2 protein-coding genes are annotated in these 3,561 nt (G+C 69.1%); one reads left to right on the top strand and one right to left on the bottom strand.

Annotated features, from left to right (window positions below):
* Positions 1 to 247 precede the first annotated feature (247 nt).
* The gene (locus JMF90_RS29110) at positions 248 to 1,666 is read left to right on the top strand and encodes an MFS transporter (RefSeq protein ID WP_012338487.1); all 1,419 of its coding nucleotides are present in this window, start codon (positions 248 to 250) and stop codon (positions 1,664 to 1,666) included.
* A 64-nt stretch (positions 1,667 to 1,730) separates the two neighbouring features.
* On the opposite strand, the gene JMF90_RS29105 is transcribed toward JMF90_RS29110, so the two are convergent.
* Positions 1,731 to 3,464: a protease pro-enzyme activation domain-containing protein gene (locus JMF90_RS29105; protein WP_011548113.1), complete on the bottom strand. Its 1,734-nt coding sequence runs from the start codon at positions 3,462 to 3,464 to the stop codon at positions 1,731 to 1,733.
* Positions 3,465 to 3,561: the final 97 nt, after the last annotated feature.

The raw sequence follows: 3,561 nt of genomic DNA, 5'->3' as shown, positions 1-3,561 counted from the left end.
AGCCCGACAGGCTGCCCGGCAATCGCCCGATCGTCGATCGTTGTGCGCATCGACGACGCCGCGCGCAAGGCACGGCATCCCGCAAGCTTTCGTTTCGCTGACTGACGGCGCGGCCGTCTGCACGTTCGGTGCGGCTCTGCAACAATACGGCTCGCGGTGCCGCGCGTTCCGTTCTTGCCGCACGGAGCGCTCGTCGCCGCGCCGCTCAATCCGCGACGCCGCGCGTCGCCCGTCAGCCGAGCCCATCTTGTCCGAATTCGCTTCCCCCGCCGGCGCGCACGAGCCGGCCGTCAACTGGCGCGCGATGTCCGCCGTGCTGCTGGCCGTCGCGCTCGCGACCCTCGACACCGCGATCGCGAACACCGCGCTGCCCGCGATCGCCGCCGACCTGCATGCGTCGCCGGCCGCGTCCGTGTGGATCATCAACGCGTACCAGCTCGCGATGGTCGCGACGCTGCTGCCGTTCGCATCGCTCGGCGACATCGTCGGTCACAAGCGCGTGTATGTCGCCGGGCTGGCGGTGTTCACGCTGGCGTCGCTCGGTTGTTCGCTCGCGTCGACGCTGCCGATGCTGACGGCCGCGCGCATCGTGCAGGGCTTCGGCGCGAGCGCGATCATGAGCGTCAACGTCGCGCTGATTCGCGGCCTGTTTCCCGCGCACCGGCTCGGGCGCGGCGTCGGCTTCAACGCGCTCGTCGTCGGCGTGTCGTTCGCGGTGGGGCCGACGATCGCGTCGCTGATCCTGTCGGTGGCCGCGTGGCCGTGGCTGTTCGCGGTGAACGTGCCGCTCGGCGTGTTCGCGCTTGCAGTCGCGATTCCGTCGCTGCCGCAGACGGCGCGCGGCAAGCATGCGTTCGATCCGGTGGCCGCGCTGTTCAACGTGATCACGTTCGCGTCGCTGATCTTCGCGCTCGGCGAATTCGCGCAGCGTGGGCCGCTCTCGGTCGTGTTCGCGGCTGCTGCGGTGGCATTCTCGTTCGGCTGGCTGCTGATCCGCCGCCAGGCCGGGCACCCGGCGCCGATGCTGCCGGTCGACCTGTTCCGCCGGCCCGTGTTCACGCTGTCCGCGCTGACCGCCGTCTGCGCGTTCGCCGCGCAGGGGCTCGCGTTCGTGTCGCTGCCGTTCTATTTCGAAACCGTCCTGCATCGCAGTGCTGTTGAAACGGGGTTCCTGATGACGCCGTGGTCGGCGATCGTCGCGCTCGCCGCGCCGATCGCGGGGCGGCTGTCGGATCGTTATCCGCCCGGGCTGCTCGGCGCGATCGGCCTTGCATTGCTGAGCGCGGGCATGGTGTCGCTCGCCGCGCTGCCGGTGTCGCCGGGCGTCGTCGACATCGGCTGGCGGATGATGCTGTGCGGCGCGGGCTTCGGTTTCTTCCAGTCGCCGAACCTGAAGGCGCTGATGTCGAGCGCGCCGCCGGAGCGCAGCGGCGGCGCGAGCGGGATCATCGCGACCGCGCGGCTGATCGGGCAGGCGACGGGCGCGGCGCTCGTTGCGCTATCGTTCGGGATCGCGGGGCGCCACGGACCGACGCTTGCGTTGATGCTCGGTGCGGGTTTCGCGGGCGCGGCGAGCGTCGCGAGCGGGCTGCGGCTGTTCGCGCCGTCGCATCGGGCCGGCGCGCCGGTCGTGTCGGAGCCCGTGAAGGAGCCGGCGACGGAGTAGGGCACGGGATGTTCACGACCGGCGCGCGGCAAGCCATCGCCGCGCGCCGGTCTTCACGCTTCGCTCAGAACCCGCCCGACTTGATCAGCTGGTTGAGGTTCGCGATGTTCAGGCTGCCGAAGCCGGTCGTCAGATCCCAGCCGGTGCCGGCCTTGTAGCCATACCCCTGATAGCCGTTGTTGCCCGACACGACGTCGTAGCGCACGAGCGACGGATGCGACGGAATGTCCGCATAGAAGTTGCTGGCCGGGAAGCCGAGGCCTGTACCGTTCGCCGCGAGCAGGCGTGCCCAGAAGCCTGTGAAGATCGGTGCGGCGAGGCTCGTGCCGCCGATCTGCTGCAACTGGCCGTAGTTGTAGATGTACGCGCCCGTGCTTTGCGCGGCATCGAACGCGACGTCCGGCAACTGGCGATTGCTGCCCGACTGCCATGACGGCGCGGGCAGGATCGTGCTGACGCCGCCGCCTGTCGCCCACAGCTTGCCGTTCGAATCGAGCCCTTCGTTCCACACCGTCTCGTTCGAGAACGCGCCCGCCGACGTCGTATAGAGCGTCGTGCCGCCGATCGCGAGCACATGCGGCGACGAAGCCGGCCACGATACCGTGTAGTTCGAGCCGTCCGGATAGCCGCGGTTGTTGCACTCGTACACGCCTTCGTCGCCCGACGATACCGAGAACGTCTGGCCCTGCGCGGCGGCCGTCGTGAAGATCTGCTCCTCCGCGTCGAGCGTGCCGTCCGCGTTCGCATCGGTTTCGCACCAGCCGAGCGACACGTTGATCACCTTCGCGGTGTTGTCCGACACCGCGCGGTTGAACGCCTGTGTGAGGCCCGTGTTGCCGGCGGCGTTCAGGTCCGCCATGTAGAACACCAGCTTGCCGACCTGGCCGCCGGCCGAGCCGACGATCGACTGGCTGTCGAGATCCCATTCGCCCTGGCCGTCCTGGTCGTCGGTGTAGCTGCCGCCCGTGCCGTTGGTCTTGACGGTCTGCGTGGAAACCGTGCCGTAGCCGTTGCTCGACGTGAACTGCTTCAGGTCCTGCAGCGTCTGCGACACGCCGCCGATCGTGATGATGCCGACGGTCACGCCGGCCGCGGTCGGTACGCCGGTCGCGTTGTAGAGGCCCGGGAATTCCTTCGGATAGTGGCCTGTGGCCGTGCCGGCCGCGAGCGCCTGCGGTTTCGCCACGTTGCCGATGCGCAGCAGCGGCCGCGCACGCGCGACACTTTGCAGCCCGAGCACCGAGCCGACGACGTCGCCGAGTGCGCGCGGCACCTGCGCGGTCGACGTGTTGGCGAAGCCTGAACGGCCTGCGTACTCGAAGTGCACGAGCGACGTGTTGAAGGCCGTCTTCACCGTGCCGGCCGTGCCGCTGGCGGAGATCAGCAGCCGGTTCGGCGCGACCTCGACGTTCGTGAAGCCGCTCTTGTGCAGATAGTCGACGACCGACTGCACCTGCGCATCGGTCGGCGCGTAGTTCGCGAGGAACTGCTCGTGCGTCAGGTACTGGCGATAATGCGCGCTGCCGGGCCGGTTCACGTCGCGCGCCAGCTGCTTGAGCTGCGCGGCGTTGCGCAGCTTCAGGCTGACGACGACGTTGGTCGTCTCGCCGGCCGCGAGTTCGAGCGACGGCGCCGCACTGCGCGCCATCAACTGCGGGCCGGTCAGAAAGGCTTTCGTATGGGTATCGACCCAATCCGTCGCCGCATGCGCCGCAACGGCGGCGAACACGAGCGGTGCCACGCACGCCAGACGGCGGGGCGACGGAAGGGGAAGGGCAAACCAGGCGTTCCTTTTCATCGGGAGTCCTTTTTAGGAGAGGCGACGTTACTGGAACCCCCGGCCCTTGTGGGGCCGCGAGCGGTGACGAGCGTAGGGCGTCGGTGGCGTTCGGGTA

Source organism: Burkholderia sp. E168m23 (assembly GCF_016586125.1).
GTDB lineage: Bacteria > Pseudomonadota > Gammaproteobacteria > Burkholderiales > Burkholderiaceae > Burkholderia > Burkholderia orbicola.
Note: the sequence above shows the minus strand (reverse complement) of the source record. Positions and strands in the feature narration are given on the sequence as shown.